The sequence below is a fragment of the Phyllobacterium sophorae genome (genome assembly GCF_003010965.1).
GTDB lineage: Bacteria > Pseudomonadota > Alphaproteobacteria > Rhizobiales > Rhizobiaceae > Phyllobacterium > Phyllobacterium sophorae.
In genome coordinates, this window is the sequence record NZ_PGGM01000004.1 from 1 (window position 1) to 22,629 (window position 22,629).

Annotated in this window: 23 protein-coding genes; 12 read left to right on the forward strand and 11 right to left on the reverse strand. The window is 56.4% G+C overall.

What is annotated here, in order from left to right:
- The first annotated feature begins 277 nt into the window (after positions 1 to 277).
- Positions 278 to 949, forward strand: a complete 672-nt coding sequence (locus CU103_RS10845; protein ID WP_106663958.1) for an HAD family hydrolase — start codon at positions 278 to 280, stop codon at positions 947 to 949.
- Position 950: 1 nt separating this feature from the next.
- Here the strand turns inward: CU103_RS10845 and CU103_RS10850 are convergent, their stop codons facing one another.
- Positions 951 to 1,244, reverse strand: a complete 294-nt coding sequence (locus CU103_RS10850; protein ID WP_106663959.1) for a hypothetical protein — start codon at positions 1,242 to 1,244, stop codon at positions 951 to 953.
- 146 nt (positions 1,245 to 1,390) lie between these two features.
- Here CU103_RS10850 and CU103_RS10855 point away from each other — a divergent pair, with 146 nt between their 5' ends.
- Positions 1,391 to 2,125: an SIMPL domain-containing protein gene (locus CU103_RS10855; protein WP_106663960.1), complete on the forward strand. Its 735-nt coding sequence runs from the start codon at positions 1,391 to 1,393 to the stop codon at positions 2,123 to 2,125.
- Positions 2,126 to 2,184: 59 nt separating this feature from the next.
- On the opposite strand, the gene CU103_RS10860 is transcribed toward CU103_RS10855, so the two are convergent.
- Together CU103_RS10860 and CU103_RS10865 are read right to left on the reverse strand one after the other, a co-directional pair.
- Positions 2,185 to 2,538 carry an antifreeze protein gene (locus CU103_RS10860; protein WP_106663961.1) on the reverse strand — a complete coding sequence of 118 codons (354 nt, stop codon included), beginning with the start codon at positions 2,536 to 2,538 and terminating at the stop codon, positions 2,185 to 2,187.
- A 136-nt stretch (positions 2,539 to 2,674) separates the two neighbouring features.
- The gene (locus CU103_RS10865; RefSeq protein WP_106663962.1) at positions 2,675 to 3,130 is read right to left on the reverse strand and encodes a YcgN family cysteine cluster protein; all 456 of its coding nucleotides are present in this window, start codon (positions 3,128 to 3,130) and stop codon (positions 2,675 to 2,677) included.
- 55 nt (positions 3,131 to 3,185) lie between these two features.
- Between CU103_RS10865 and CU103_RS10870 the strand changes: the two genes are divergently transcribed.
- From CU103_RS10870 to CU103_RS10880, 3 genes are all read left to right on the forward strand, one after another.
- A complete protein-coding gene (locus tag CU103_RS10870) occupies positions 3,186 to 3,464 on the forward strand; it encodes a hypothetical protein (protein ID WP_106663963.1) in 279 nt (92 codons plus the stop codon).
- Positions 3,397 to 5,526 (forward strand): OmpA family protein, encoded by a 2,130-nt coding sequence (locus CU103_RS10875; RefSeq protein ID WP_245448726.1) that lies wholly within the window; start codon positions 3,397 to 3,399, stop codon positions 5,524 to 5,526. The genes CU103_RS10870 and CU103_RS10875 overlap by 68 nt, the downstream gene beginning before the upstream one ends.
- Positions 5,527 to 5,660: 134 nt before the next feature.
- The gene (locus CU103_RS10880; RefSeq protein ID WP_106663965.1) at positions 5,661 to 6,185 is read left to right on the forward strand and encodes a TIGR00645 family protein; all 525 of its coding nucleotides are present in this window, start codon (positions 5,661 to 5,663) and stop codon (positions 6,183 to 6,185) included.
- A 137-nt stretch (positions 6,186 to 6,322) separates the two neighbouring features.
- Here CU103_RS10880 and rpoD read toward each other — a convergent pair whose 3' ends face one another.
- Both rpoD and dnaG read right to left on the reverse strand, forming a co-directional pair.
- Positions 6,323 to 8,350 carry an RNA polymerase sigma factor RpoD gene (gene rpoD / locus CU103_RS10885; protein ID WP_106663966.1) on the reverse strand — a complete coding sequence of 676 codons (2,028 nt, stop codon included), beginning with the start codon at positions 8,348 to 8,350 and terminating at the stop codon, positions 6,323 to 6,325.
- A 293-nt stretch (positions 8,351 to 8,643) separates the two neighbouring features.
- Positions 8,644 to 10,611, reverse strand: a complete 1,968-nt coding sequence (dnaG, locus tag CU103_RS10890; protein WP_106663967.1) for a DNA primase — start codon at positions 10,609 to 10,611, stop codon at positions 8,644 to 8,646.
- Between the two features lie 354 nt (positions 10,612 to 10,965).
- On the opposite strand from dnaG, the gene CU103_RS10895 reads away from it, so the two are divergent.
- Entirely contained in the window at positions 10,966 to 12,636 is a 1,671-nt protein-coding gene (locus CU103_RS10895; RefSeq protein ID WP_106663968.1) for a Na/Pi cotransporter family protein, read from the forward strand.
- Between the two features lie 49 nt (positions 12,637 to 12,685).
- Here the strand turns inward: CU103_RS10895 and CU103_RS31375 are convergent, their stop codons facing one another.
- Together CU103_RS31375 and CU103_RS10900 are read right to left on the reverse strand one after the other, a co-directional pair.
- The gene (locus CU103_RS31375) at positions 12,686 to 12,850 is read right to left on the reverse strand and encodes a hypothetical protein (RefSeq protein ID WP_162707066.1); all 165 of its coding nucleotides are present in this window, start codon (positions 12,848 to 12,850) and stop codon (positions 12,686 to 12,688) included.
- Between the two features lie 96 nt (positions 12,851 to 12,946).
- A complete protein-coding gene (locus CU103_RS10900) occupies positions 12,947 to 13,633 on the reverse strand; it encodes an HAD-IA family hydrolase (protein WP_106663969.1) in 687 nt (228 codons plus the stop codon).
- A gap of 187 nt (positions 13,634 to 13,820) precedes the next feature.
- On the opposite strand from CU103_RS10900, the gene CU103_RS10905 reads away from it, so the two are divergent.
- Both CU103_RS10905 and CU103_RS10910 read left to right on the forward strand, forming a co-directional pair.
- Positions 13,821 to 14,267, forward strand: a complete 447-nt coding sequence (locus tag CU103_RS10905; protein WP_245448728.1) for a GNAT family N-acetyltransferase — start codon at positions 13,821 to 13,823, stop codon at positions 14,265 to 14,267.
- 37 nt (positions 14,268 to 14,304) lie between these two features.
- Positions 14,305 to 14,838: a DUF1003 domain-containing protein gene (locus CU103_RS10910; protein ID WP_106663970.1), complete on the forward strand. Its 534-nt coding sequence runs from the start codon at positions 14,305 to 14,307 to the stop codon at positions 14,836 to 14,838.
- A gap of 236 nt (positions 14,839 to 15,074) precedes the next feature.
- On the opposite strand, the gene CU103_RS10915 is transcribed toward CU103_RS10910, so the two are convergent.
- Positions 15,075 to 15,734, reverse strand: coding sequence for a hydrolase (locus tag CU103_RS10915; protein ID WP_106663971.1), 660 nt, complete (start codon positions 15,732 to 15,734; stop codon positions 15,075 to 15,077).
- Positions 15,735 to 15,887: 153 nt separating this feature from the next.
- On the opposite strand from CU103_RS10915, the gene CU103_RS10920 reads away from it, so the two are divergent.
- Positions 15,888 to 16,784 (forward strand): LysR family transcriptional regulator, encoded by an 897-nt coding sequence (locus CU103_RS10920; RefSeq protein WP_106663972.1) that lies wholly within the window; start codon positions 15,888 to 15,890, stop codon positions 16,782 to 16,784.
- A gap of 230 nt (positions 16,785 to 17,014) precedes the next feature.
- Here CU103_RS10920 and CU103_RS10925 read toward each other — a convergent pair whose 3' ends face one another.
- A complete protein-coding gene (locus CU103_RS10925; protein ID WP_106664257.1) occupies positions 17,015 to 17,464 on the reverse strand; it encodes a GatB/YqeY domain-containing protein in 450 nt (149 codons plus the stop codon).
- A gap of 289 nt (positions 17,465 to 17,753) precedes the next feature.
- Here CU103_RS10925 and carA point away from each other — a divergent pair, with 289 nt between their 5' ends.
- Positions 17,754 to 19,007: a glutamine-hydrolyzing carbamoyl-phosphate synthase small subunit gene (carA, locus tag CU103_RS10930; RefSeq protein WP_162707067.1), complete on the forward strand. Its 1,254-nt coding sequence runs from the start codon at positions 17,754 to 17,756 to the stop codon at positions 19,005 to 19,007.
- Positions 19,008 to 19,010: 3 nt separating this feature from the next.
- Here the strand turns inward: carA and CU103_RS10935 are convergent, their stop codons facing one another.
- Complete coding sequence (locus CU103_RS10935) at positions 19,011 to 19,931, reverse strand: aldo/keto reductase (protein ID WP_106663973.1); 921 nt, start codon at positions 19,929 to 19,931, stop codon at positions 19,011 to 19,013.
- 180 nt (positions 19,932 to 20,111) lie between these two features.
- On the opposite strand from CU103_RS10935, the gene CU103_RS10940 reads away from it, so the two are divergent.
- Positions 20,112 to 20,585: a nuclear transport factor 2 family protein gene (locus CU103_RS10940; RefSeq protein ID WP_106663974.1), complete on the forward strand. Its 474-nt coding sequence runs from the start codon at positions 20,112 to 20,114 to the stop codon at positions 20,583 to 20,585.
- A gap of 3 nt (positions 20,586 to 20,588) precedes the next feature.
- Positions 20,589 to 21,146 carry a TetR/AcrR family transcriptional regulator gene (locus CU103_RS10945; RefSeq protein WP_106663975.1) on the forward strand — a complete coding sequence of 186 codons (558 nt, stop codon included), beginning with the start codon at positions 20,589 to 20,591 and terminating at the stop codon, positions 21,144 to 21,146.
- 23 nt (positions 21,147 to 21,169) lie between these two features.
- Here CU103_RS10945 and CU103_RS10950 read toward each other — a convergent pair whose 3' ends face one another.
- Positions 21,170 to 22,441, reverse strand: a complete 1,272-nt coding sequence (locus CU103_RS10950) for a TCR/Tet family MFS transporter (protein WP_106663976.1) — start codon at positions 22,439 to 22,441, stop codon at positions 21,170 to 21,172.
- Positions 22,442 to 22,629: the final 188 nt, after the last annotated feature.

Sequence of the window (22,629 nt, forward strand, 5' to 3'; positions counted from 1 at the left end):
GACGATGTCGGTGCCCATCTCGCCCGAACCGATCAGGCCGATGCGGATCGGACGGCCCGTCTCCGCCCGCGCCTGCATGTCCCGCGCCAATCCCGTCAATGCAACATTCGTAGCCATAATGCCCTCCTCCGCGGCCTCTATTCGGTGTTCGAAGCCGTTCAAATCACAACCACCGAATATTGAACATTTGTATTTTAGTCAAGACCTATGTGCACTATATGAAAGGTAAGGACGAGCGGGCAAAGGCCCGTGAAGCGCATGATAAAGAGGGACGAAAATGCTGCAGAACCGATTTGATCTGGTGATATTTGATTGCGACGGCGTGCTTGTTGATAGCGAACCCCTAGCAGCTGTTGCCTATCACAATGTCTATGCCAATCAGGGAATGCCGCTACCGGAAGGTACGATCGCGCAATGCATTGGCATGAAGCAGTCCGACATCATCAAGCGAATTGCCGAACTGACCGGACACCAGCTTTCGGATAAAGCGGAAACCGGTCTTTGGCCGGAAACCAGACGTGTGTTCAGCCAGTCACTACGGCCGACACCCGGAATCCGGGCACTGCTTGAGACGTTGGAAACACCCCGCTGCGTCGCCTCATCCTCGTCGCTGGAACGCATTCATTTTAGCCTGGAGACGACAGGGCTATCTGCCTGTTTCGGCAATGCGATCTACAGTTCCTCCATGGTCAAACGCGGCAAACCCGCACCTGACCTCTTTTTGCATGCCGCCAGCGAGATGAAGGCCGATCCAAAGGACTGCGTCGTCATGGAAGATTCGCCATTCGGCATCGAAGGGGCTGTCGCCGCTGGCATGACCGCTATAGGCTACACCGGCGGCGCGCATACCTATGGTACCCACGCGCAAGCCCTCCTCGACAAAGGCGCAGTAGCGGTGTTCGCCGACTGGACGGACATCGCCTACTGGATGCGGGCGTCCAATGACTAAGCTAGTCGCCAAATCGGTGCCCTTCCCGCTCCGGATCGCGGGTAATTTCCTCCTCCTCTTCATCGTCGGGCAAGGCGTCATCGCTGTTCTGATAGGGGTTGTCATCGTCGTCTTCTGACAGGTCACCCGCATCCTCCGACGCTACGTGCCGCTCGCCGCGAATTGCCAACTCGTCGTCGATAGGCATTTCCTCCGAATTGACCTCACTCCAATCCCGCTTCTTCATCGGTGTTTCTGCCGGACCTTCGCGCCCCTTGATCTTTCCAGGGCTGTTCTTGTTTTTTTCGATAGTCATGATTCTCTTCCTTCTTCCTGAAAGAGAAACGCGCATGCAGCCAATTGGATGCACGAAGCGTGGAGCCGCCAAAAGTTTTGCCTTTTGCCCTAATCCACCCATAATGACCTGCGACGCAGCAGCGTCACTTCATCTGGGAGATATCCATGACACCGAAATTCCTGACGCTGGCCTTCGCAGCCACCACAATGATGGCTGTACCTTTCGCCGCCCTGGCGGACGAAACTCCACGACCACGTATTACGGTTACCGGAGAAGGCGAAGCTGCTGCCGCGCCAGACACCGCAATCATCTCACTGGTTGTCCTGCAGGAAAAGCCGACGGCACGCGAAGCGTTGACAGCCAACAATGAGGCTATGGCCAAGGTTCTGGATGCTATGAAGAAAGCAGGCATTGCCGAACGGGATCTACAGACCTCCGGTTTCAGCATCGACCCACGCTATGTCTATCCGGAAAACAAAGACGGTACACAACCACCACAGGCACCGAAAATCGTTGGCTACGCAGTTTCCAATTCACTTTCGGTCCGCGTGCGCGATCTGAAAAAGGTAGGCGAGATCCTCGATCAGTCAGTAACACTCGGTGTCAATCAAGGCGGCAATCTTGTTTTCACCAATGACAAGCCCGATGCGATCCTTGAAGAGGCACGAAAGAAGGCGGTTGCAAGTGCCATGGCCAAGGCAAAGACCTTGACGGAAGCTGCAGGCGTCGGCCTTGGCAAAGTTATCGACATTAGCGAGCAGTCGTTCAACCCTCGCCCCATGCCGATGGCCGTTCGGCCGAAGATGATGTCAATGGAGGCTTCCGACTCCGTTCCGGTTGCGGCGGGCGAAAACACCTATAACGTAAACGTAAACGTGACGTTCGAACTGAAAAATTGATCCTGCACATCAGGGAAAAGGGTGCCTTGCGGCACCCTTTTTGTTTGCGTCTGCAGACATTATCGAATGAACGGACAACCAGGCGCACGGGCGAAAACAACAACTGTGCGCAGGCCGCGCTTCCAGCCGGCAACACGGATGACGTTGCGGTTTACGGCCACGCGCGCCCGGTAAATACCCATGCGGTTCGCCTTGTTGGCGGCTTGGCGGGGCGTACAAAATGCGGGACGATAGGGCGGCCGATAATGCCCGTATCGGTGATCGATCTGCACTACCGGTACCGACGTTGTGCCATAGTCAACAACAATCGGCACCGCAGCGACCGGCGCGGCATTAGATGTGTTCGCGCCGAGAATTGCACCGATGCTGATCGCAGCACCGACCGCCAGCAACTTCAATGAAAGACTAGCCATGGGGCGTTCTCCTGTCTGATTGTCCGGGATTAGGGGATTCAGAAAATCTGATATCCGGACAGGCGCCCGTTCTTCCATAAATGAGCTGAACAAATCCTCAACGTGCCATTCACGCACGGTTCATTTCGAAACAGGCTCAGGATGGCAATTCGGCCTGCATCATGTGTTTGAAGTAATCTTCATCACTGGAAAGATCGTGGTCATATGCAGTGACCTTGCCTCGGACCGAAATGCCCGCCTCGTGCACAGTTTCTGCACTGCCCGATACGAGAGGGTGCCACGAGTAAAGATCTTTGCCCTCATCGATGAGCCTATATCCGCATGTCTCCGGCAGCCAGTCGACGGTGCGCACGATCTCAGGCGTCAGGAATACGCAGTCGGGCACCTTCTTCTTTCTGTCGACGTAGTCCGAACACTGACATGTCCCTGCGTCAAGCAAAGTACAAGCCACTGTCGTAAAGTAGATTTCTTCAGTGTCCTCGTCTTCAAGCTTGTGCAGACAGCAGCGGCCACAGCCATCGCACAGGCTTTCCCACTCCGAGCGGTTCATCTCGTCGAGAGTCTTTGTTTTCCAGAATGGCTCCATAGGCATGCGTTCCAATACAGCGCAAGCAGTTCCGCGTCCATATTTTTAACATGAACGCAAGATGAACAGCTTCTTCACCCGACATACAGGCTGGTATTGCAATCCTCACCTCATCGGATTCGGCCAAACTTCGCGGCCGGACAGCATTGCCACCGGCAATGAAACTGCAAAGACGATCGCAACGGACAATTCGTTGCCACAAAGCGGAACCAAGTTGCGATCACGAACATTTGACGTGTTTCAACAAGAAGGAACGCGAGACAGGGATGAAAATGAAACGTACAGCCCTCTTTTTTGCTTCAACAGCAATTCTCTTTTCCTCGCCATTGGCGATGGCTGAACAGCCCCCGCTCAATCGGCCCTTTATATCCTCCAACTCAAACGTGCCGTCGCTTATGCTCGCGCAGGCCGAAGAAGCCTTACCGCAGGAAGATTCTGCAGCCGAAGAAATAAAGAGGAAGGCGGGCAAGCGGGCTGAGAAAGCCCAAGAGCGCGCCGCGGAAGAAGCAGATGCCGCAGCCAAAGCGCAGCAACAGGCCGAGAAGCAGGCGAAGCAACAGGCTGATCAGGCTGCGAAAGCCGCCGAAGCGGAATCTGCTCAGAAGGCTGACGAAGCGCAACGCGCTGCGCAGGCCGAAGCCGACAAGGCAGCGGAACAGCAGAAGGCCGTAGAAGAAAAAGTAAAACGGAAAGCTGCTTCGGAATCGAAGGCTGCAAAGGCCGCCGAAAAGGAGGCTGCTCAGGAAGCCGAGAAAGCCAAGCGAGCTGCCGAGGCCGAATCCAACAAGGCGGCGGAACAGCAGAAGGCTATTGAGGAAGAAGCGCGCAAGAAGGCGGCATCAGAGGCTGAAGCGGCAAAGGCCGCTGAACAGGATACTGCAAAGGAAGCGGCGAAAGCCAAGAAGGCTGCGGAACAGGAAGCGGCAAAGGCCGCAAAAACTCAAAAGGCGACCGAAGAAGAAGCGCGCAAGAAGGCTGACGGCGCCCAGAAGGCGGCGGACAAGCAAACCGAAAAAGCTGCTGACGACGCGAAGAAGGCGACGGAAGCCGCCCAGGAAGCACCTGCCAAGGTTACGCCGGAGACCCCGGCGACCGCAGAAAAACCTGCGCCCGACCAGACAACAGGCGAAAAGCCGGCTGTAACCGTCGACGAAACCAAGCCAGTAAAACCTGCAAATCCTGCCACTGGACAGCCGACTCCTGAAGGGACGGCGACTGCTCCGGCAACAGCGCCAGCCGAGGCCACCCAGCCTGCACAACAAGAGGCATCACCCCTGCCGGAAAACGCGGCGCCGGTTCTCGACAGCGACAAGCCAGCACCCGTTCGTGAAGGAAAGGATCGTAGTAAGGGCAGCAAGGGCGGACAGGCAGCCGAAGCACCCGCCGCAGCAAGGCCGGTTGCTCAGGAGCCCGCCACCCCACCCGCGCCGCCACCCACGACCGATGCTGAGGTCCAGCAGCAACTAACTCCCGTCAAAATCGAGCCGGTCCTTACCGAAAAGGGTACGCGGACCAAGGACCGCCGGCGTGACGAGCGTCCAGCTGATGTTCAGGTAATCAAGCAGTTCGACGACCGCACCATCGTCGAAGTCAACAACAATGTCTTTGTCGAGAGCTCTGATCGCCCTCGCATGTCGCGCAATGCACAAGAGGTCTACTACGAGGACTTGCCGCGCCGCCGCACTCGCGAAACAATCGTCCGCGACAATGGCGTCCAGATCATTACCATCCGCAACCGCTATGGTGATGTGATCCAGCGGTCGCGTGTCATGCCGGATGGACGCGAGGTGTTACTCACCTATACGCCTGACTACGACCGCGAGGATCGTCTTGAATGGCGCGACCCGGGCGATGATTTGCCACCGCTTCGCCTGAACATTCCGGTCCGCGATTACATTATGGATGCCGAAGAAGCGCCTGAAGAAGATGTCTACGAGTTCTTTGCGCAGCCGCCGGTCGAACGGGTGGAACGCATCTATTCGGTGGATGAAGTCAAGCGCTCCGCCCGTATCCGCGACAAGGTGCGCCGGGTCGATCTCGACACGATCACCTTCCAGTTCGGGTCGGCCGAAATCGGCGAGGACCAGATCGAGCGTATCGAAAGCGTTGCCAACGCCATGTCACAAGTCCTGAAAAAGAACCCGGCGGAGACGTTCCTGATTGAGGGCCATACCGATGCTGTCGGCTCGGATCAGGCCAACCTTGTCCTGTCGGATAAGCGTGCCGAGTCCGTAGCGCAGGCGCTGACGAACGTGTTCGATATCCCGCCGGAAAACATGGCAACTCAGGGCTATGGTGAGCGCTATCTGAAAATTAAAGCCGATGGTCCGGAACAGCAGAACCGCCGTGTAGCCATTCGCCGCATCACACCTCTCGTCGCTCCTATGGCTAGTAACAACTAACGGCTGCAAATACGCTGGCAGCCAGAAACCCGGGCCTCGGTCCGGGTTTTTTGTGATTTTGACTTGAGTTCACGCTCTGCGTTGTTATGTGATGGCATGAGCCAGTTTCCTGCAACCGGACCGGACCCCACCTTATGAAACGCATCGAAATCTTCATCGAAAACATCATCCTTGCCTCTCGCTGGCTTCTGGTCGTTTTCTATCTTGGCCTCGCGCTCGCGCTCGCCATCTACGCCTTTTCCTTCGCAGGCAAGCTCGTGGATTTCGTCTCCAAGGTTACGATTCTGAACGAGACCGACACGATCCTTAAAATGCTCAGCCTGATTGATGCGGCGCTGGTCGCCAGCCTCGTCGTCATGGTGATCATTTCCGGCTATGAAAACTTCGTCAGCCGCTTTGATGAAGCCGAGGAAGTGCACTGGTTGGGGACAATCGATGCGGGATCGCTCAAGATCAAGGTTGCATCGACCATCGTCGCCATTTCCTCGATCCACCTGCTGCAGGTGTTTTTAAATCTGACCCAGTTCAGCACGGAACAATTGACCTGGTTCACAGTGATCCACCTTGCCTTCGTCTTCTCGGCGCTGTTCCTGGCCTATATCGACAAGCTGATGGTCAAGGAAAAGGCCGGAAAGAAATCAAGCGAACCCTCGCTCTGAACCGGCTTTAAGCCAATTCCCATTGCAGGGAAGATGTCCCAGGTGTGAAACGGGGCACATTGTTCTCTACACAAACAAAAACGGGATGGGTTCACACCCATCCCGTTTTCATATTTGCGGCTGTGCAAGCCGCAAAATCAGCTGTCGAGGAATGAACGCAGTTTCCGCGACCGGCTCGGATGCTTGAGCTTGCGAAGTGCCTTCGCCTCGATCTGACGAATGCGTTCGCGCGTTACAGAGAATTGCTGGCCGACTTCTTCCAGCGTATGGTCGGTGTTCATGCCGATACCGAAGCGCATGCGGAGCACACGCTCTTCACGCGGTGTCAGCGAAGCAAGAACCCGCGTCGTCGTATCGCGCAGGTTGGCCTGGATGGCAGCATCGATTGGCAGAAGCGCATTCTTGTCCTCGATAAAATCGCCGAGATGCGAATCTTCCTCGTCACCCACTGGCGTTTCAAGCGAAATCGGCTCCTTGGCAATCTTCAGGACCTTACGCACCTTTTCCAGCGGCATGGCCAGTTTTTCTGCCAGTTCTTCCGGTGTCGGCTCACGGCCGATCTCATGCAGCATCTGGCGCGAAGTCCGGACGATCTTGTTGATCGTTTCGATCATATGTACCGGAATACGGATAGTTCGGGCCTGATCGGCAATCGAGCGGGTAATGGCCTGGCGAATCCACCAAGTCGCATAGGTCGAGAACTTGTAACCACGGCGGTATTCGAACTTATCAACCGCCTTCATCAGGCCGATATTGCCTTCCTGAATGAGGTCGAGGAATTGAAGGCCGCGATTGGTGTATTTTTTGGCAATGGAAATAACAAGACGCAGATTAGCCTCGACCATTTCCTTCTTGGCAAGCGCCGCTTCGCGTTCGCCCTTCTGGACCTGATTGACGATGCGGCGGAATTCCGAGATCGAAATGGCGGTTTCCTGCGCCATGTTCTGGATTTCCGTGCGCAGGTTCTTGATCGTGTCTTTTTCGTTCTTTGTGAACTCTTTCCAGCCACGTGTCGTCAGGTTCGAAACGGCTTTGAGCCAGTTCGGGTCAAGCTCGTTGCCCTGATATTCCTTTAGGAAGTCCTCGCGGCGCACGCCATAGGATTCGGCAAGACGCAGCAGGCGGCCTTCGTTCTGAACGAGGCGCTTGTTGATGTCATAGAGCTGTGCAACCAGCGCTTCGATACGGTTCTGGTTCAGCGACAGCGACTTGACCGCCTTGATCAGCTGATCCTTTAGTTCCTTGTAGCGGCGCTCTTGGCTTGGCGACAGCGAGCCTGAGGCAGCGAGACGATTTTCTACCTGCTGGTCCTGCAACTTGCGCAGCTTCTTGTAGGTGTCAGCGATAACGTCGAGTGTTTCCATGACCTGCGGACGCAGTTCGGCTTCCATCGCGGCGAGCGACAGATTGGCCTCATCATCCTCATCGTCATCTTCCTCGACCGGTGTATCGCCGCCGACGTTCGTAATGTCGTCATCATCGCGACGGCTGCGCGACCGGTCATTGGCAGCGGCAGGCCGTTCTTCCTCGACGCGTTCGATCACCGGAGCCTGCTTGGCTTCAGGGCCCGCATAGGTGGTTTCGAGATCGATGATCTCGCGCAACAGGATCTTCGACTCGTTCAGATCTTCGCGCCAGATGATGATCGCCTGGAAAGTCAGCGGACTTTCGCACAGACCAGAGATCATGGTCTCGCGGCCAGCCTCTATGCGCTTGGCAATGGCAATTTCGCCTTCGCGCGACAACAGCTCAACCGTGCCCATTTCACGCAGATACATGCGGACGGGATCGTCGGTACGGTCGGTAGGTTCTTTCTTGGTCGTCGTTGGAGCTACAGCGGTGCCTGTTGACTCCGCGAGCTCCCGTGCGTCGCTTTCCTCGTCAGCGCTGTTGTCAGTCTCTTCAGCGTCTGCATCCTGCTCATCATCTTCGACAACATTGATGCCCATATCACTGAGCATGGCCATGGTGTCTTCGATCTGCTCGGAAGTGACCTCTTCAGACGGAAGAACTGCGTTGAGTTCATCCATCGTGACATAGCCGCGCTTCTTCGCGAGCTTGATCATCTTCTTGACAGCGTCATCGGAAAGGTCGAGAAGCGGACCGTCTGGCGCGCCTTCGCGCTCGACTTCTACTTCCTCGTTTTCCTTTGCCTTCGTTGCCATATTCTATATCTCCAAGCGACGTTCGCTTTGTTCATGCATAAGGGAAAACGAGTGCGGCCGCACACCGGTTCCCCCGCATCATCAAGGTAATAAATGATCGACTAGCCGAAATCCCGTTAATGGCGGATTAACCTTGTTATCCCGGTGGCGAGCACGCTACATATCTGCTGAATTTGCCGGTTTTTGTGCTAGACCTGCAAATATCTTCAATTCCGCGCAATCTGATTCCGTCATTATTGACCCACGTCAACCCCGACTCAACTGATTCGCGATAAAAAAGCGAATCAATTCGGTCAAAAACCCTTACCCGCCCGTCCCGAAGGTATTCCGAACCCTTCGATCAGCGCTTCAGTGGCTTGCGCATTGCGAATATCGTTCTGAATATCGAGCAGCCGGTTGAGGTTTTCGTCGGTGGCTTCTGTGGCCAAGGCGGTTTCAGCGACTTTCAGCTCCTTATGTAGTGTACTTGCGCGCTGATGCAAGTGAACTGCCTGTCTTAACGCTTCCAAAGCGTCCTCTTCCGCGGCTTCCGCTGTCGCGGTCCACATGCGAGCACGCCGCGCCAGTGCTTCAAGTGCTTCGATAAGCGCTCCATGGCTGGTTTCCACCATCGCCTTGCGCATCTCGGCGCCATTCGCGACATGGTGTTCCGCCATGGCATTGAGCATGGCCGCATGAAAGCGCTTGAGGTCAGGGTGACTGAATTCAAGCCGGACAACCGTTTCGAAATCTTCCTCGATCAGGCGCGGATGATTGAACAGGGTCATCAGGATAGCGGTCTCGCGGAGCGGCGGCGCAGCAGACGTCGTCTTCACTAGAACCGAACGCGCCAGACTGTCCGAAACGGCAAGGCGGCCGCCTGCCGCCCCTCTGCCCCGCTGCCCGTAGCCGTTCTGTTGGCCAAAGCCGTTCTGGCTGTTGCCGCGCTGACCATTGTTGCGCCGATCATTTCCACGCTGGCCCGAGTTGAAGAATTGCTGGATGCGATCGCGAACATCCTGCGCATAATGCCGGCGTACATTCTCGTCACCGATCAGCGCCGTCATCTGCTTGAGCCGCGCTTCTAGTTCTGCTCGCCGTTCGGGCGTATTGAAGACGCCGCCGCTGGTCTCGCGTGCCCAGAGCATGTCAGCTAACGGCCGCGCATCATCGAGTACCGCCTGGAAGGCCTGTGGTCCGGAGGACTTTACAAGATCGTCAGGATCCTTGCCTTCCGGCAACACCGCAAACCGCAGCGACCTTCCCGGCTTCAATGCAGGCAATGCCAGATCGATCGCCCTGTGCGCAGCCTTGATACCGGCATTGTCCCCGTCGAAACAAAGCAAAGGTTCCGGCGACATCCGCCAAAGCAGATCGAGTTGATCTTCCGTCAATGCGGTGCCCAGTGGCGCAACCGCCTGCGCGAAGCCGGCCTGGGCCAAGGCAATGACATCCATGTAACCCTCCACGGCAATCACTGCTTTTGCCGGCTGCCCGGCCTGGGGCTGTGCCGCTTTCCTGGCACGGAGGGCGTTGAAGAGTATCTTGCCTTTGTGGAAAAGCTCGGTCTCGTTGGAGTTCATGTATTTTGCTATGGCGTTAGGCGCTAGCGCCCGGCCACCAAAAGCGATGATGCGGCCACGCAAATCCTCGATCGGAAACATGATGCGGTCGCGAAACCGGTCAAAGGATACTGGCTTGTCGTCGCCATAGACCACAAGGCCGCAAGCCTCGATCTGCTCCTTGGTGGCGCCCTTCAATGCCAGATGTTCTTTCAGGGCATTGCGACTCTCGGGAGCATAGCCCAAACGGTATGAATGCTGTGTGGCGGCAGTCAGGCCCCGATCACGCAGATACGCACGCGCCTTTGCACCGCCAGCCGCCTGCAACTGCTCCTCGAAGAACTTGGTCGCCATCTCCATGACGTCGTAGAGCGTGGCGCGTTTCGCTTCGCGTATTTCCATTTCAGCGTCGCGCGCGGGCATGGGAACGCCCGCCATGTCGGCAACACGCTGCACTGCTTCAGGGAAGCTGAGCCCCTCCAATTCCGTCAGGAAGCGGAAATGATCGCCAGTGACACCGCAGCCGAAGCAGTGGTAGCGGCCTTTGCGATCCTCGCAGTGAAAGCTCGGTGATTTCTCGCCATGAAACGGGCAGCAAGCCCAGAAGTCGCCCTTGGGCGCATTCGTCTTTTTCCGGTCGAATGAAACACGTGTACCGATCACGCTGGAGATCGGTACACGTTCCCTGATCTCATCGAGAAAGGACGGCGGAAATCGCATGCTGCTCTTCGTTCGTTAAATTTGACGGTTCTGGAGGCCGAATTGATGGTTCGAGCCTCTATCGCTCAAGCCAATCACATGATGCAACAAATAAAGGCGCGACGGAAGGCCTGCAAGACCGTCATCCCCTACTCATACGCCCCTCATGCCTGCCCGACTTTCAAAAGCCAACGAACGAAAAAACATCAAGCTGGAACCGTCACAAAACCGTTGCACTTTGTCAAATACGACACAATTTTTCTTAGCCGGAACATATTTTTTCCCCCGTTTGCACGATATGTTATCTTAACAAATTGAAACTAAAATCAAGCGGTTGCATTACCGTATTTTCCAACGTGTCAGGATTGCCCTCAAGTGAACGGTTCCGCAATTTTGTTGCATCTCGCAGGAGCAGTAGCACTTCTGCTTTGGGCCACCCGCATGGTGCGAACCGGAGTGGAGCGCGCTTACGGCGAGCGTATGCGCCAAAGCCTGCGCGGTGTCCTGCACAATCCCATTCTCGCGGTACTCTGGGGGTTGATGCTTTCCATCGCCCTGCAAAGCTCGACCGCGGTCAGCCTTCTCGTCGGGTCCTTTGTCGGCTCAGGCATAGTCAGTGGCATTGCCGGCCTGATGGCTGTGCGCGGCGCTGAGGTTGGCTCCGCGCTGGTGGTCAAGATTCTGAGCTTCGATCTCACATTGCTCGTCCCTCTCTGCCTTGTTGCCGGCACGGTAATTTTCATGTCGACGGAGCGCAGCAACTGGCGCCAGATGGGCCGCATTCTCGTCGGCATCGGCCTTCTGATCCTCTCGCTTGAGATGACCGGTCAGGCGACCGAACCGTTGCGCGAAAGCGAATTGCTGCCGGTGATTGTCGGCTATCTTGATACTGACCCAGTTACCGCCTTCCTGCTTGCCGCTGTAATGACTTGGCTGTTCCACTCCAGCATCGCGGCTGTGTTGCTTTTGGTCACCTTTGCTGCCCGGGGACTCATCCAGCCCGAACTCGGGATCGTGATGATCTTCGGCGTCAATCTGGGCTCGTCCTTCATCGCACCACTTCTTACCCGCAATGCCGCGCCGCAGACGCGTATCGTGCCGATGGGCAATCTGCTGATGCGCGGCGCGGGCTCGGTGGTAATCCTCGTCCTGTACCTGACTTTCAAACCATCGATGGCCTTCCTCGGCTCCACGCCCGCCGATCAGGTGATCAACGGGCACATCCTGTTCAATATCATCATCCTGCTTGCCGGCGTGCCGCTCTCCGCCCTTGTCCTGAAGGTTACCAAAGCCTTCGTTGCGCTCAATGTGCCTGCAGAACAGCCACGCCCCTTGGATCATGAAGAACTCAGCGCTCTGGATGAGAGCGTGCTCGACACCCCCAGCCTTGCGCTTGCCAACGCGACACGCGAGACCGTGGGCGTATGTGAGACTATCGAGATCATGCTGCGGCGGATCATCGACCTCTATGAGAATCCAGAACAAGAGCGCATCGACGAATTGTCAGCACTAGACGACAAGGTCGACCGCAAGCATGCCGCGATCAAATTGTATCTCGCCAAGCTGACAACCAAATCACTCAGCGACTTTGAAGTCGCGCGCGCTCAGGAATTGCTCGGCGCCTGCGTCAAGCTGGAACAGGTCGGCGATATCATCGTACGGAACATGCTGGCGCTGGTGCAAAAGAAAATGGACCGTAAGCTCAAATTCACGGATGAGGGATGGCTCGAACTCAGTAATTTCCACGCCAAGGTGCTGACCAATGCACGCATGGCCTTCAACGTCCTCGTCTCCCGCGATCGTGAAACTGCGCATCAGCTGGTTCTGGAGAAGGATCACTTGCGGGATTTGGAAAAACAAAGCAGTTCCCGGCATTTCAGCCGTCTGCGCGAAGGCACGACGCGCAGCCTGGAAACAAGTTCCATTCATCTCGATACGATCCGCGACCTGAAGCAGATCAATTCATTGCTCGCAGCGATGGCTTATCCTGTGCTTGAAGAACAGGGTCTTCTGAACACCACTCGTTTACGTGCGTTGCACAGCTGACCATCCGGAAGTTCTCTGCACCAGCGGCCTGCGTAAGCGAAGGAGCTGTTCAATAATCTCGATGGATGTGGGTGTTCGATCCTATGAATGCGCCCATGGCTGTACCAATTAGAAGTCCGAGGAGCATATTTCCCATCACCGCACCGCCGATACCCGCGCCAACCGATAAACCGGCCAATATTCCAATAATGGTAGACCAGCGTTGTTCTTTCATTTTCGCCTCCGTTGCTTTTGAACGGTAAACGCGCAAATGTCATGCCAGTTCCAAGCATCGCGACACGCGATCCGGAGGTTACATGGATGAATGCTATTAAGTGCCCGGCTGGAACAAGAATATCCGGTCGTCATCAATACCGGTGTTGAGGTTCTCGTAATTTGGCATTGTCGTGTGTGCAGTCTCTATCGGATGTGTATGCGTCGCCGTAATCACCAGCACTTCCGCACCCGCTGCGTCACCCGCAATAATTCCCGGGACGGCATCCTCGAATACGAGGCAATTCACAGCGCTCACACCAAGTTTTCTAGCCGCAAGAAGATAGCAATCTGGACTGGGTTTGCCGGCAGTCACATCTTCAGCTGTGATCAGGCAATCCGGAACCGGAATCCCGGCGGTGGCCAGACGCCGTTTCGCCAGATCAAGTGGCGACGAAGTGACGATCGCCCATATGGAGCGCGGTAGCCCGGCCAAAAACGCAATTGCGCCTGGAAGGGCGACAATTCCTTCAACGTCGTCTAATTCAGCTTGAGTGATCTTTGCCGCTTCCTCCTCAGGAACAACCCCCGGCAACCCAAGTCTGCGCACTGTATCAACGGCGCGGGCGCCATGCATAGTCGGCAGAAAGGTTTTAACATCCAGGCCGTGTTGCTCTGCCCACTTGGCCCATACGCGCTCGGCCGCTGCGGTGGAGTTGATAAGCGTACCATCCATGTCAAACATGAATGCGGAATAATTTCTTTCAAACACGGACACTGCCAGTACTCCCACTCGACCGTTCATGATGGCATGGATGAAGTCTGCTTATCTAGGCTATCCTTTGAACATATGGCCAGACTGGAATGCGGTCATAACTCGCCATAGGTGCTTGAGTTCAGGAACTGTTAGTATGATCAAAATGGCGCCTCGAAGGGCTAAAGATGCATGTTCCGATCCGGCGATTCGCCCAATCCAAAACAGGAACCAGCCGATGATATCGCTTAGACCCATGCGTCCCGACGAATTTACTGCCTATCTCGATTATTTCATCCGCGACTATGGAGCCGAGATTTCTACCAACTACGGTCTCTCCGACGTCGATGCCCGGGCACAGGCGATACGCGAAATAGATGAAGACCTCCCACAGGGCACCAAAACAGCGGGGCAAGTACTTCTTTGCATCATCGCTGGGGCCAGCACCGTGATCGGCTATCTCTGGTACCGGCAAGATCTCGCAGCTCGCTCCGCATTCATCAGCGATTTTCACATATTTACCGGTAAGCAAGGAAATGGCTACGGCAAACAGGCATTGCCCTCCTGGAGCGCCAATTGGCAGACAGCGGCTACACCCAGATCAGATTACGCGTGGCGGCAGACAACGACCGCGCCAGACACGTCTATGATCGCTCGGGGTTCCGCGTCACTGGCATCAATATGAGCAAGACAATCACACAATAGCAACGGGAAACAGGTTCATGCCAAATGTCGAGGAAGTGAAGAAGGGCTTGTGGGATGCCGAACGCAAGCTGCTGCATCATTTGCGGGAAGTTCGCCGCCAGGAGCGCCACAAGAGGCCCGCCGATCGCGAACAACTGACGCCGGGCCAGAGAATCGCAGATCAGGTTGCTGCAACAATGGGGTCATGGTCGTTCATCATTATCCAGACCACGATCTTGTTTATCTGGATCGTACTGAACGTCACCGCCTATGTGCGAGAATGGGACCCCTACCCGTTTATTCTTCTCAATCTCGCTTTGTCGTTCCAAGCCGCCTATGCTGCGCCGTTTATCATGATGAGCCAGAACCGTCAGCAAGACATTGACCGCAAGGAAGCTGAGAACGACTACCGCATCAATATCAAGGCGGAGCTGGAGATTGAACTTCTACACGAGAAGATAGAGCTTCTGCATCATAAATTCGATCAGCTTCGCGAGAAGGAAGTCGCGTCGCTTGCTGAGACAGTCCAGGAACTGGCAGATCCGAAACGCCCGCCCGAAAAGGCTGATTGATGCGATGAAATAAAAAGGACCGCTGCGGGAGGAGGTGCAGCGGTCCTGATTGTAAATATGCCGCGGGAGGAGGTGCAGCACATTTGAATGTCGGGGTATCTGGGAGGAAAAGAACCCGACAAGTTCAGATTAGCTGAGTTCAAATGTATGGCAACTTTCAGAATTGCATAATAGCTATGCAAATTTTCGCATTGACCCCGCCATAGAATCTGACTCGATTTGGTGGGAAAGCAGACTCAACCGGCCACTGCGGTGCTCGGCACCGGCGTGTTGAGCAACTGCTGCTCCCAAAGATACGCGATGCCGCTGCCGCCGAAGTGCTGGATGAGAATCTCGGTCAGCTCCTCGACATGCTCGGTGCGCGCCCAATCACGCTGCCATTCACCAGCGAGCGCCATCACGGTCATCACGTTCGCGCCGGCCGCGATCATTCGCTGGATGGCAACCTCGTGAGACTCCTTCGAAATCCCGCCCGACGCGTCGGTGATCACGGTCACGTCCCAGCCTTCGCCGGCGGCCTGGATGACAGGCATTGCGACGCAGACCTCGGTCCACAGGCCGGCGATGATCAGCTGCTTGCGGCCAGTCGCCTTGACGACGTTCACCACATTCTCGTCCTGCCAGGTGTTGACCCAGGTCCGGTCGATGACCTCCTGGCCCGGAAACACGTCGGTGATCTGCTTGAAGAGGAGCCCACCGCGCGCCGCGATCACGCTGGTGAGAATCGTCGGAACATTGAAGGCTTTCGCCAGCTTCGCCAGAGCGGTCGTGTAATTGACCACAGCTTGCGGATCGTGACTGTTCAAGTTCGCGAGCTGATAGGGCTGGTGGTCGATCAGAACGAGTACCGAGTCTTCGGGACGTAGAAGAGAATCAAGGCCGTTGCGAAAGGTCATTATTACTTCCTATGCTGTCATTGTTAGTTAGGTCGATTTGCGGGAAGACATGCGCCAGCGGCGACGTTGCCTGAAAGCAGTATTGCCGTTCCCATGCGTGATGCGGTAGTACCTTTAAGTGGTAAGCTGTGTCGCGAAATGGGGAACACTGAATTGGATATCGAAGAGCTACGGACATTCGTAGAAGTTGCTGATGCCGGGGGCGTTTCGGCCGCCGCGCTCCGGCTCGGCGTCTCCAAGTCGATCGTCAGTCGTCGGCTCTTCCGGCTTGAAGCGGAGCTTGGCGTTCAGCTTCTTGCACGAACCACCCGCGGGGCCGCTCTCACAGAAGCCGGGGAAACGTTCCGAGACTATGCAGCAAGAGTTTGCGCCGAGATCGACGTGGCCAGGGAAACGATCCTACCCGCCGGTGACCTTCGCGGCCGATTGCGGGTTGCCGTGCCGCTCTCTTTCGGACAGACCCACTTCGCTCCGATCCTCGCCGAAATGGCGCGACGCCATCCCCAGCTCCAAATCCACACCTGCTACAGTGATCGGTTCGTCGATCTCATCACAGAAGGTTACGATTGTGCGATACGAGTTGGCTATCTTCAGGACTCCAACCTGATCGCAAGACGCGTCGGACCGATCTACGGGAAGCTCGTCGCGAGCCCGGACTACATTAAGGCGCATGGGTCGCCCGAAACGCCGGAGGAGCTCGTCGCTCATGAAGCCCTCATGCAGGGCACCGAAGCCTGGCAGCTCATGGATGGCGGCAAGATCATCACGGTTCGTCCGCAGGGGCGCTTCAAGGCCGACAACGGCACTGCTCTAGTCGCCGCTGCAGTAGCAGGACTCGGGATCGCTTACCTGCCCGATTGCCTTACCCATGACTATATAGCCTCCGGCGCGCTTGTGCCGGTCATGACGCATTATCCACCGCCTCCGGCAGGTGCATATGTCATTCGCCCGCCAGGTCAGCATCCCGCACGGAAAATACGGGTCCTCACCGAATTGCTGATTGAGTATTGCGAACCTGCTCCGCACCTCGCGGGACCTGTCCCTGTCTGAGTGGTGCATCGACTATGATGGTTTGGATCACGAAGGGGATGACGAATGCCGAGCAAGAAGCATTGGCCGGAGGAATCCTGGTCGGTCGGAAAGAACGTCCAGTCTCGCCATTCGCAGTCTGAAGTTTGTGGAAAATGAGGGTTGAGTCAGCTTTCTCGCCGGATCGAGTCAGACTCACCCCGCAAACAAGTCAGACTGCTGCTGGCCCCTGCACGTCCCGCAAGATTCGTCTATTGCAGAATCTCTTTCACAATGCTGCTCGCCTTGCTGAAATCCATCTGGCCGGCATATCTTTCCCTCAGCACATTCATGCTTTTTCCCATGTCGCGCAGGCCGCTTGCACCGATTTCCTCTATAATCTGCATGGCCGCCTGGCGGATCTCCGCATCGCTCAACTGTTTCGGCATGAAGTCGCGAATAATTCCGATCTCGGCACGTTCCTGTTCAGCCAGTTCGAGGCGATTACCTTCCTCATAGAGCTTGGCCGATTCTTCGCGTTGCTTGATCATCTTGGCAAGAATGGCGCTGATTTCATCACTCGTTGCGGGCTCCTTGCCCGTACCACGGTTAAGGATATCACGATCCTTGATGGCGGCCATGATCAGCCGCAGCGTGGGAATTCGGCGCTTATCCTGTGCCTTGATGGCTACGGTTAGTGCCCCGGCGATTGTATCGCGCATGATCATACTCTCCTGCTATGCCCGCACACTAACGGCGACCCCATGCGAAATCAAACGTCGGGGCTTGCCGCTTGTGACATGATTCGACGAAGAGTTCTTGTGTCGCAATTGACCGGAGGTGCGGCTTTGTTTATGGACTGGGTCTTAGCCAGACATTTTTTGTTGTTGCTGCCGTGGGGGATTGTTCGACCACTGCGTCCAGCCATGCCATATGGAAATCTGGACGGCATTTTTCAATGCCCAGCACAGACAACAAGCAACGACGCGAGCCCACGCTTAAGGAAACCGCATGACCGCCACGACAACTACAGACGCAGGTGCCCAGGCAGCAGGGCCGAAGACCGCAGGCTGGACCGAATTCAAGCCAACGGCCCTGCTGGTGCTCGCTGACGGAACGGTCATCGAAGGTAAAGGCCTTGGCGCTACGGGTATCTGCGAAGCGGAGGTCTGCTTCAACACGGCCCTCACCGGGTATGAGGAAATCCTCACGGACCCTTCCTATGCCGGCCAGATCGTCACCTTCACCTTTCCGCATGTCGGCAATGTCGGCACCAACAAGGAAGACATCGAGGACCTGACCCCGGCCAATCGCGCCGGCGCCGTCGGCGCGATCTTCAAGGCGGACATCACGGCGCCTTCGAGCTATCGTGCCGCCGATCATCTGGATGATTGGCTGAAGGCGCGCGGCGTCATCGCGCTCGCTGGCGTCGATACACGTGCCCTGACGGTTCTCATCCGCGAGAAGGGCATGCCGAATGCGGTGATCGCTCACGAACCGCATGGCAAGTTCGACATACCGGCCCTCAAGGCACGCGCCGCAGCCTGGCATGGTCTCCTTGATCTCGATCTCGCCAAGGACGTCACATCGGGGCAAAGTTCCGTCTGGACGGAAAAGCCCTGGGTTTGGAACGAAGGCTTCGCCGAGCAATCGGCGCCGGAATTCCACGTCGTCGCCATCGATTACGGCATCAAGCGCAATATCCTGCGTCTCATTGCCGGTCTCGGCGCCAAGGTGACCATTCTCCCTGCGTCCGCAACGGCCGAGGACGTTCTGGCCTACGAGCCGGATGGTATCTTCCTCTCCAACGGTCCCGGCGATCCGGCCGCGACCGGCAAATATGCGGTTCCAGCCATTAAGGAACTGATCAAAACCGACATCCCGGTTTTTGGCATCTGCCTTGGCCACCAGATGCTGGCTCTGGCACTTGGCGGCGACACCAAGAAGATGCACCAGGGTCATCACGGCGCCAATCATCCGGTTCGCGACGATACAACTGGCAAGGTCGAGATCGTTTCGATGAATCATGGCTTTGCTGTTGACGCCGAATCCTTCCCGAACGGCGTTGAGGAAACCCACGTCTCGCTGTTCGATGGCAGCAATTGCGGCCTGCGCGTTACCGGACGCCCGGTGTTTTCGGTCCAGCATCACCCGGAAGCGTCACCCGGCCCGCAGGACTCGCACTATCTGTTCCGCCGGTTCTTCAATCTGATCCGTCAAAGAAAGGGGCTGGAGCCCCTGCCCGAACGCGATCACGCTGCCTGATCGTCACGGGACATCTTGGCCAGTACTTGCCTTTAGAATCCCGAACCACTGCTGGCGCTCGAGCTTGATATCGAGCGCCGCAGCCATCGCGGCCAAGCGTTCGCGCTTGAGACTGCCGAGTACGGGAATCGGCCGCGCTGGATGCCGCAGCAGCCAAGCAATGGCAATTGCCGAGATGTCGACGCCACCTGCTTCATCTGCAATCATCTTCAACGTTTCGCGCACACGCTTCTCCTGCGCTCCATCGCCAGTGAAGAGACTGCCGCCGCCGAGCGGTGACCAGATCATCGGCGCATACCCCAGGCGCTGAGCGTGATCGAGGCTGCCATCGAATAGCGAAGCCGTATGGACGACAGACATCTCGATCTGGTTGGTGACCAGCGGGAAAGGCAGTCGCGAGGCCAGCAGATCGAATTGTGAGGGCGAAAAATTGGAAACGCCAACAGCCCGGACCTTGCCGGCCGTCACGACACTTTCCAGTCCTGCCGCTGTTTCGTCAGCGTCCATCAGCGGATCAGGACGATGGATCAGCAGCACGTCGATGTAATCCGTGTGCAGATTCTTGAGCGAGCGATCCACTGAGGTTTTGATGTGCGCGGCGCTGGTGTCGTAGTGCTTGATGCGGTTGTCCGGGCGCGCGGCCGACGTCAGCATGATATCGCATTTCGTAATCAGTTCGATCGCCTCGCGCTGGCCACCCCAGTACTTGAAACCGGCACCGAAGACTTCTTCAACCCCGTAGTCTCCATAAATGTCGGCGTGGTCGAAGCTGGTCATTCCCAGATCAATCGCCTCGCTGATCAGCCGCGCCACGCTGGTTGCGCCGGGCCTTTCCGGACCGCTCAACAATCGCCATGCTCCAAGCACCAGGCGAGACAGGGTTAGACCTTCGGCATTGAGCGCGACGCGCTTTTCATTGGACATCTGGATTCAACCTCAGCTGGAACAGCGATCCCGCCTGCTTAAACCAACTGGCCAGCCGAGAAAATAGCGCGCCGACCACAGCAGGTAAAAGATTCATCATCGCGACTGTTGACGTGCTCGAGATCTTCGTTTACCAATCAGTAAATACTTTACCGATTAGTACAGTATAGAGAGCTTGAAATGTCAGACCAACGCCCGCCATTGCCGCCGTTCACCCTTGAGACAGCCATCCAGAAGGTCCGCGGTGCCGAAGACGGCTGGAACAGCCGCGACCCACAACGCGTGTCTCTTGCCTACGCGGTTGACAGCTATTGGCGAAATCGCTCGACATTCGTGCAGGGACGCGAGGCCATTGTCGCCTTCCTGGCTGGCAAGTGGGAAAGGGAGCTCGATTATCGCCTGATAAAGGAGCTTTGGGCGTTCAGCGGCAATCGGATCGCCGTCCGTTTCGCCTACGAATATCACGACGATTCCGGTAACTGGTTCCGGGCCTATGGCAATGAAAACTGGGAATTTGACGAGAACGGACTGATGCAAAAGCGCTTCGCCTCTATCAATGACTTGCCCATCAAGGAATCGGAACGCAAATTCTTTTGGGACCGCTCCGGCCCGCGTCCGGCCGATCATCCCGGCCTATCAGATCTAGGGTTATAGTTGATGGCAAGAACCGTTGCCGAACGTACGGATATCATTCCAGTCCTTGCCGAGATCTTTCGTGAACACGGTTTCGAGGGCGCGAGCCTGTCGATCATCGGCGAAAAGACCGGCCTTGGCAAAGGCAGCCTCTATCACTTCTTTCCCGGCGGGAAGGAAGAGATGGCGGCGGCGGTCCTGCACGAGATCGACACATGGTTCGAGAACAACGTGTATCGGCCGTTGCGCGAGGCCCAAAACCCGCGCGCGGCGATCAGTGGGATGTGTGGCGCAGTTATCGACTATTTTCATTCTGGACGGCGAATCTGCCTGGTAGGCGCCTTCGCCCTCGACAATGTCCGGGATCGATTTACCGATCAGATCAAGGACTATTTTTCCGATTGGAAAACGGCCCTCGCCGCAGCGTTGCAACGCGCCGGTCACGATGAAGCCAAGGCTTCCGAGCTCGCCGAAGAGGCCGTAATCAGCATTCAGGGTGGGCTCATACTATCCCGCGCGCTTGGCGAGCCAACATTGTTTGAGCGTGCCATGAAGAAGGCCGAGGAACGGCTCTTGACCTGAAAGGTCGAGCGCCGAGCTTGCTTTTATCCTGCCTCGTTTTGAGCCAATGCACCCGGAGCGAGAACCTCATCTTTCGCCAGCACCGGCTTTTCAACACGAAGGATGAACACGATCAAACCAATCAGCACGAAAATACCACCCAGCACATAGGGCGCCCCGCTAAATACTATGGACGCATTGGGTGCCGTGAAGATCGCAAAAATCTGGGTAAAGATCAGCGGCCCGATAATATTGGTGATGCTGAAGAGGCTGGTCATGGCTCCCTGCAACTCGCCTTGCTCCGAGGCGGGCACCTTGGCGGAGGCAATACTGCGCATGGCCGGATCTGCCACACCTTCCAGGCAAGTGGCAATGATCACGACGTAAACCAGCCATCCCTGCCACGCGCTGGCATAGCCGAAGAAACCGAGCGCCGCGAAAGTAAGGCCAATGACGGCCGTGCGCCATTCGCCAAATCTCGACACGATACGAGGCAAGACCAATCCCATCACGATGGCGCTGCACAGACCATAGATGCCAAGCGACATGCCGATATCGCTTTCGCTCCAACCATAGCGATAGCTACCGACATAGGCCCATACCGCCGGATAGGACATATGGCCGAGCGTCAGCATGAAGAAGACCAGTCCGATCCACAGGATTCCCTTGTGGTTGCGCATCTGTTTCAACGCGCCGAGCGGGTTGGAGCGCTTCCACTCGAACGTGCGGCGGTCCTTCGCGCTGAGCGTTTCAGGCAGAAGGAAATAGGCTGCGACAAAGTTCAAAAATGAAATCAGTGCAGCCCCGAAAAACGGCACACGTGGGCCAAATTCGCCAAGGAGACCGCCAATGATCGGTCCAACAATGAAACCGACGCCGAACGCAATGCCAAGCAAGCCGAAATTCTTCGCCCGGTTTTCGTCTGTGCTGACATCGGCAATATAGGCTGAGGCGGTCGAGTAACTGCCGCCGCTGATGCCGGCAAGTATCCGGCCAACCAGCAGGATGGCGAAGTTCGGTGCAAGCGCGCAAATCAGATTGTCGAGGGCAAACGTCACGACCGATACAAGCAGCACCGGGCGGCGGCCAAAACGATCGCTGAGATTGCCGATGAGCGGCGCGAAAATGAACTGCATTCCCGCATAGGCAAGGAGCAGCCAGCCGCCGTAGATCGCCGCCTGCCCCACATCCGAACCGGTCAATTCTTCAAGATATGCGGGCAGAACCGGCACGATGATTCCGATGCCGATAATATCAAGCAGCAGGATCATGAAGACGAGTGTCAGGCCGCGTTTGGCCAGGATCGGGTCAATCATCGGAAAACTCGCAATGGCGTTCACGTCCGCGATTGACGCGGAAAATCGTTATAATCGCTTCGCGCTGGCGAAACAATACGTGAACATGATCAGGAAATGCGCAAATACGCCACCGAAAAGTGACTTTTGGGCAAAATCCTCCTGACAAATCCTGCCAAACTGTATCGAACCTGGAAGCGTAGAAAGAC

Coding starts and splice junctions, on each gene's coding strand:
- CU103_RS10850 (WP_106663959.1), bottom strand. CDS start 1,244: ATGACTATCGAAAAAAACAAGAACAGCCCTGGAAAGATCAAGGGGCGC.
- CU103_RS10870 (WP_106663963.1), top strand. CDS start 3,186: ATGAACAGCTTCTTCACCCGACATACAGGCTGGTATTGCAATCCTCAC.
- CU103_RS10900 (WP_106663969.1), bottom strand. CDS start 13,633: ATGAACGGTCGAGTGGGAGTACTGGCAGTGTCCGTGTTTGAAAGAAAT.
- CU103_RS10935 (WP_106663973.1), bottom strand. CDS start 19,931: ATGTCCAATGAAAAGCGCGTCGCGCTCAATGCCGAAGGTCTAACCCTG.
- CU103_RS10910 (WP_106663970.1), top strand. CDS start 14,305: ATGCCAAATGTCGAGGAAGTGAAGAAGGGCTTGTGGGATGCCGAACGC.
- CU103_RS10865 (WP_106663962.1), bottom strand. CDS start 3,130: ATGCCTATGGAGCCATTCTGGAAAACAAAGACTCTCGACGAGATGAAC.
- carA (WP_162707067.1), top strand. CDS start 17,754: ATGACCGCCACGACAACTACAGACGCAGGTGCCCAGGCAGCAGGGCCG.
- CU103_RS10940 (WP_106663974.1), top strand. CDS start 20,112: ATGTCAGACCAACGCCCGCCATTGCCGCCGTTCACCCTTGAGACAGCC.
- CU103_RS10915 (WP_106663971.1), bottom strand. CDS start 15,734: ATGACCTTTCGCAACGGCCTTGATTCTCTTCTACGTCCCGAAGACTCG.
- CU103_RS10845 (WP_106663958.1), top strand. CDS start 278: ATGCTGCAGAACCGATTTGATCTGGTGATATTTGATTGCGACGGCGTG.
- CU103_RS10880 (WP_106663965.1), top strand. CDS start 5,661: ATGAAACGCATCGAAATCTTCATCGAAAACATCATCCTTGCCTCTCGC.
- CU103_RS10945 (WP_106663975.1), top strand. CDS start 20,589: ATGGCAAGAACCGTTGCCGAACGTACGGATATCATTCCAGTCCTTGCC.
- rpoD (WP_106663966.1), bottom strand. CDS start 8,350: ATGGCAACGAAGGCAAAGGAAAACGAGGAAGTAGAAGTCGAGCGCGAA.
- CU103_RS10925 (WP_106664257.1), bottom strand. CDS start 17,464: ATGCGCGATACAATCGCCGGGGCACTAACCGTAGCCATCAAGGCACAG.
- CU103_RS10950 (WP_106663976.1), bottom strand. CDS start 22,441: ATGATTGACCCGATCCTGGCCAAACGCGGCCTGACACTCGTCTTCATG.
- CU103_RS10905 (WP_245448728.1), top strand. CDS start 13,821: ATGATATCGCTTAGACCCATGCGTCCCGACGAATTTACTGCCTATCTC.
- CU103_RS10875 (WP_245448726.1), top strand. CDS start 3,397: ATGAAACGTACAGCCCTCTTTTTTGCTTCAACAGCAATTCTCTTTTCC.
- dnaG (WP_106663967.1), bottom strand. CDS start 10,611: ATGCGATTTCCGCCGTCCTTTCTCGATGAGATCAGGGAACGTGTACCG.
- CU103_RS10855 (WP_106663960.1), top strand. CDS start 1,391: ATGACACCGAAATTCCTGACGCTGGCCTTCGCAGCCACCACAATGATG.
- CU103_RS10860 (WP_106663961.1), bottom strand. CDS start 2,538: ATGGCTAGTCTTTCATTGAAGTTGCTGGCGGTCGGTGCTGCGATCAGC.
- CU103_RS31375 (WP_162707066.1), bottom strand. CDS start 12,850: ATGAAAGAACAACGCTGGTCTACCATTATTGGAATATTGGCCGGTTTA.